This window comes from Nonomuraea sp. NPDC049152 (assembly GCF_040648355.1).
Lineage (GTDB): Bacteria > Actinomycetota > Actinomycetes > Streptosporangiales > Streptosporangiaceae > Nonomuraea.
The window spans coordinates 1-5,784 of the sequence record NZ_JBEZDO010000074.1 but is presented as its reverse complement, the minus strand read 5'-3'; the positions used below and the strand labels follow the sequence as shown (position 1 = coordinate 5,784).

General features: G+C 69.7%; 3 protein-coding genes. 1 reads left to right on the top strand and 2 read right to left on the bottom strand.

Annotated features, from left to right (window positions below):
- The first annotated feature begins 254 nt into the window (after positions 1–254).
- Positions 255–1,406: an MFS transporter gene (locus tag AB0B45_RS51135; RefSeq protein WP_358146281.1), complete on the top strand. Its 1,152-nt coding sequence runs from the start codon at positions 255–257 to the stop codon at positions 1,404–1,406.
- A 319-nt stretch (positions 1,407–1,725) separates the two neighbouring features.
- On the opposite strand, the gene AB0B45_RS51130 is transcribed toward AB0B45_RS51135, so the two are convergent.
- Together AB0B45_RS51130 and AB0B45_RS51125 are read right to left on the bottom strand one after the other, a co-directional pair.
- Positions 1,726–4,695: a S8 family serine peptidase gene (locus tag AB0B45_RS51130; RefSeq protein ID WP_358146279.1), complete on the bottom strand. Its 2,970-nt coding sequence runs from the start codon at positions 4,693–4,695 to the stop codon at positions 1,726–1,728.
- A 288-nt stretch (positions 4,696–4,983) separates the two neighbouring features.
- A partial coding sequence (locus AB0B45_RS51125) for a transposase (protein ID WP_358146277.1) occupies positions 4,984–5,784 on the bottom strand: 801 nt, incomplete at its 5' end.

Below are 5,784 nucleotides of genomic sequence, written 5' to 3'. Positions count from 1 at the left end.
CCAGCACACCCGGACCCGCCTATTGGCGGTAACGCTACAAATCCCCTCGATCACACTGCGGCATCACGGGCAGAGGCTCGCGTAACGCACTCTGATACTTGTGGCGAGAGTTCCGCGGATGAATCCGGTTGCGGCGGGACTGGTGCGCCTGGTGGGGTACCTGCATGGACGGTGCCACTGAGCAGGTACAACGCGCGAGGACAGGAACAGACAGTACGATCACGCGGCAACCGGCTCCATGGCACAGGCTGGCGGTGCTCGGGGCCCTGATGCTGGCCGCCCTCACCTTCAACACCGCGGAGAACCTGCCGGTCGGCCTCCTGAGGCTCATGTCCGAAGACCTACGGGTGTCCCTGTCCGCGGTGGGTCTCCTGGTCACCGGTTACGGCGTGACGGTGGCCATCGCCTCTGTGCCGATTGCCCACGTCGTGCGGGCCGTGCCCCGACGTTATGTGCTCACGGGACTGCTGGCCGCGCTCGTGGTGTCCAGTCTTGTTGCCGCGCTGGCCCCCTCTTACTGGCTGCTCCTCGTGGCGCGGCTGCTGACCGCGCTCGCCCAGGCGCTGTTCTGGGCCGTAATGGGGCCGGTCGCGGTGGGCCAGTTCGAGCCCGAGGTTCGGGGGCGTGTGGTCGGGGCGCTGTCCGTGGCTGGTTCGCTCGCCCTCGTGTTTGGTGTTCCTGCTGGGACCTGGCTGGGCCAGCAGAGTGCCTGGCAGGTGCCCATCGCCATGCTGGCGGCTCTGGGGCTTGTCTCTCTGGTGACGATCGCCGTTCTGCTGCCGACTTCGCGTCCGGAAGAAGAGCCCGCCGCCTACGCGACCGATCCCGACGTGCAGCGGTTCGGGACGGTGCTGGCGGCCGGGACCTTGTCCGCCGCCGGGGCGTTCACGGGATACACCTACATCGTGACGTTCCTGGGTGACGTGAGCGGGTTCTCCCCGAGCACGGTCAGCGTCCTGTTCGTGGTTTCCGGTGTCGCGTGTCTGGCTGGGGTGGGCATCACCGGGGCGTTTCTGGACCGCTTTCCGCAGTCCGCGCTGGCCACCGTCGTGGCGACGCAGGCGGTGGGGATGCTCGGCTTGTACGCGTTCGGCGCTCATCCGGTGGCGGCGGTGGTGTTCCTGATATTGATGGGCGGTGCGCTCGGGCCGGTGTTCATGACCACGCAGAACGCGATGCTGCACTGCGCCCCGGGCCGCACGGACATCGCTCTCGCAGCGAACTCCGGTGCCTACAACGCCGGCATCGCGGCGGGTGCCGCGCTTGGGGGACTGGTCCTGCCGCTCGCCGATGTACGGAGCACCTTCCTCGCCGGCGGGCTGCTGACCGTCGGGTCCTGCGCGGTCCTACTCGGCGGCCAGCTGCTGCGTGGGCGTCGCCGTCCAGAACGCTCAGCACGCCGATGAGGGACGCCAGCTCGCCGATGCCGCTGCGGTCGCGGGCGGGAGGGCTCTGATGATCCGACCGTCCGGCCGTCTTCTCCGTACTTCCGAGATCAGCCAATCTCGGAAGTCATCTCCAGGCTGGACTTCCGAGATTCCGCGTCCCAGGGCCTCGGAGAGGCTCCAGTCCCCTTCCGAGATTACGAACATGATCGGCTCGTGGCCGCTTCTGGCCGTATCTCGGCCGGACCCGAGATCGTCACCGAGGGCGTCCCCGCGCGGCTGCTCGAGGACGCCCGGGTGAAGGAGGCCTACCTGGGCGGCTTCGCCTAGGTGAGAGTCTTCACCCGCCGACCGCCCAGGCGCGGGTGATCGTCTGGACGACGCCCGCCCCCGAGCGGTCGTCGGCCGTCGCGCGGAGCGAGACATGGCCCGCGTGCGGATTGGTCACCAGCGCGATCCAGCCCTTGCCGGTGCGAACGACGGGCACCGCCCGCCACGTCGCGCCGTCGTCGGTGGAGACCTCCAGCGCGAGCTTGCGCACGGCCGACTCCGGCGCTCCCGGATCGCGCTCGACCCGGATCGGCACCCTGGTCACCGAGCCCGGACGCGCCCGGTTGGCCTCGTCGAGCCCGGCGGGCGCGAAGCGGACTGCCATCAGCGGCAGCCCCTGCTTGTCCGTGTGCTGCGAGCGGAACGACCACACCGACTCCACCGCGGTGGACAGCGCGCCGGGCCGCCTGGCGGTGGCGGTCAGCGTGTAGGCGGCGGGCTCGGGCGGCAGCGCGGCGGTGAGCGCGCAACCCTCTTCGAGAGAGCACTCGGCGAGCGGAGCCCGCATCACGACCGTGCCCTCACGGGCCAACACCAGCTCGCCGATGGCGGCCGAGTCCATGCCGGTGCGCCCCGCCCCTCCGTCGGCGAACAGCCGCGCCGCGCTGAAGAACAGTTCGTCTCCGGTACGTCTGCCGCCGGGCGTGGCGAACGACGGACCGGCCACCGCGCCGTTCCACACCTCTCGGGGAGCCTGGGGCGCGACCTCGGAGCTGATCTGCCAGGCGCCGTTCCTGACGAGGGACATCCACTGCAGGCCGGGGTTGCGGTGGTGGGTGAGGGTGCCGGGCAGCGGCACGCCGACAGGAACGATGGCCCACGCCGAGTCGTCCTTGGAGGCCTGCACGCCCACGAGGACCTCCGCGTTCTGCGCCGTTCCCGTCGCCTGGTAGGTCGCGGAGGTCCGGGTCAGCTCCTTGACCCGCCCGGCGTAGCCCGGGTCCTCGGGCAGGCCGCCTTCGCGGCTGTCGACGAGGTCGTAGCGGTGGCCCGGCCTGGACCAGACGCTCCTGCTCATGTACGACAGGCCCGCCTGCCGGATGGGAAGGAGCTGATAGCGCGTGCCGGGCGACTCGAAGGGCAGAATGGTGATGGACCAGGCGCCGTTGGACAGCCGCTGCTCTATGGTGTCTGCCTGCACGGCTGCGGGATCGTCGAGCGTGAAGCGGATCTCCTTGCCTTCGCGGGCGTCCAGGGTGAGCTTGACCTCATGGTCGACCACGCTCACCGGGCGGTGCGCGAGGGTGTCCAGACCAGGCTCGCCCAGGCTCGCGTAGACGTTCCACTCGCCCTTGGTCAGGCGCGTCTTCAGACCGCTCTCGTCGATGTCCAGCCAGCGCTCCTCGCCGGTCGCCAGGTTGTAGATCACGCCGAAGCCGCTGGAGGGTGCTCCGTCGGAGCCCACGGCGTTGATGGTGAGGTCGTAGGACTCGGGCTCGACCCAGGCGTTCGCGAGCGTCCGCACGGTCTGCCCGCCCGCCGTGGCGGTGACAACGCCCGGGTAGTCGCCCGGCGCCTTCCCGGTGGCGTCGAGAGTCAGCGTGAGCCTGGCCTGCCCGCGCGCGGGCACCTCAAGCCTGCTCACCGGCAGCTTCAGCACCTCGCCCTCGGCCTTCAGATCCAGCGTGACCGGGCTGTCGGTGGCGTTGTGATAGGTGACCGTCTTCGTGGTCACCCGGTCACCGGGCTCGCCCCACAGGTGGGCGGAGGAGACGCTGACGGGCTCGGCCACGATCGTGCGCTCGGTGGCGGCGACCAGGTCGACGCGCCCGCCGCCCTGGTCCAGGACGCCGCTGCCTGCGCTGGGCTTGGCCGATTCGACCAGCGCCGCCTTGATCCGCTCGCCGTTCCAGTCGGGATGCTGCTGGGCAATGATGGCAGCGGCCCCCGCGACGTGCGGCGTCCCCATCGAGGTCCCGCTGTGCGCGATGTGGCCCCCGCCGAGTTTGGCGGCCATGATGTCAGTTCCAGGCGCGGTGATGTCCGGCTTGACCGCGTGGTCGAACGAGCGCGGGCCGCGGCTGGAGAAGGCGGCCAGCTGGTCGTCGCGGTCCACCGCCCCCACAGTGAGCGCCGCGTCCGCGCTGCCCGGCGAGTTCACAGTGCCGGACTTGCCGTTGTTGCCCGCGGCGACCACAAAGAGCGTGCCCTTGGTGGCCGACAGCGTGTTCACGGCCAGCTCGAGCGGGTCGAGGCCGGGAGTGTCCTGAGCGCCGAGGCTCATGTTGACCACCTTGGCCCCGGCCTCCCCGGCGGCCCACACCATCCCGGCGAGGATCGCCGAGAACGAGGCCCCGACCCGGTTGCCGACCTTCCCGACGGCGAGGCCGGCCTCGGGGGCCACGCCGCGGTACTTCTGCCCGGCCCCGGCGACGATCGAGGCCACATGGGTGCCGTGGCCGAGGTCGTCGCCGTCGGGCTCGTCGGTGAAGTTCTTCGACTTGGTCACCACGTCCTTGAGATCGGGGTGGGTGGCGTCGTAGCCGCTGTCGAGCACGGCCACGGTGACGCCCTTGCCGGTCAGCCCCTTCTGCCAGACCTGGGGCGCGCCGATCTGCTTGACGCTCTGGTCGAGCGTGTACGGGACCAGTGCGTCCAGCCAGATCTTGCTCGGCAGCGCGCGGGCCGAGGTGAGTTGCTTCCACGTCTGGGCGGCGGTGTCCTTGCGGATGCCGCCCGCGATCAAGCCGAGATCAACGAAGCCGCGAGCCTGCCTGGCTCCCGCAGGGAGGCTCGACTGGGTGATGATCGGGATGTCGAGACGGTCGGCGTCGCCGTACCTGGAGGCGAGCAGACCGGTCACGTCGAAGAGCCGCTCATCGAGGACGCCGCGGGCGATCAGCGGTGCGGCGTCGGACGGGATGACGATCAGGTGGCCGTCACGTTTGCCGACCGTGAAGCGGACCTGCCTGCCCTGCGCGGGCTCGACGCGATGGCCGGAGCCGCTCACCACGACCTTGTCCCCGGTCAGCAGCGTCACCGTTCCCCCGGCAGAGGAAGGAGATCCTCCGGGAACCGGGGGAGGTGCTCCGGGAACCGGGGGAGGTGCTCCGGGAACCGGGGTAACACCTAAGAGTGCCAGCGAGAGAAGAACCTTGATCATGCTCACACCCTTCTCTTACCTCTACCGGACCAAATGGTTCATGGAGGAGGAGTTCACGGCGCGCCTGTATGACGGAGAGGAGGGCATCTACAGCCGATAACAAACCAACAGCATCAAGACGCCCTAGCTGTACTGACCACAGAGACGTCCGATCTGCCTAAGTCGTCAAGCTGCGGCTGCTTCGCGTGGGCGGAAGGCAACGTTCTCGTTGTAGGGCACGCCCTTCTGGAGGCAGTGGTGCAGGCAGCCGAGCATGCGGTTGAAGGTGTTGCGCAGGGCGCTGGAATGCCGGTCGCCTTGGGCGCGTCGGTGGTCGTAGTGAGCACGGGGGCCAGGTGCTCGTAGGGAAGCGAAGGCCCAGACGTAGCCGGCGGCGGCCAGGCGCTGGTTCTTCACCTTGCGGTGGTGGACGACCAGGCTTTTGCCTGAGGCACGGGTGATCGGCGCCGATCCGGCGTAGGCCTTCAGCGGGCGGGCGTCGGCGAAGCGGGTGCGATCGTCGCCGAGTTCGGCGAGTACGCGGGCGCCGGTGAGGTCGGCCAAGCCCGGGAAGCTGGTGATGATGGCGGCGTCCGGGTGCTGGCCGAAGGCCTCGCTGGTGGCCTCCGCGAGTTCGTCGGCGGCGCGGCAGGCCGCGTCCAGCTGCAGCAAGATGGCCTGGGCCTGGCGGCCGAGGGCTTCCTCAACGGCTGGGAGCTGGCGAAGGTGTTGTTCACGGAAGTGGGCTTGGAGGTTGTCCGCCCACGTCTCGATGTTGCGCTGGCGGCCGGCGGCGCGCAGGAGCGAGTGGAGTCGGCGGCTGGTGAGCTTGGCGGCAGCGGCCGGCGTAGGCGCCGCCTGGAGGACGGTGCGAGCCTCGCGCGAGGTCAGGCCGATGTTCTTGACCTGGAAGGCCTTCAGCGCCGCAGGGAAGTACTCGCGCAGCAGAGAACGCAGCTGGTTGGACAGCTGCTGGCGATTCCAGAC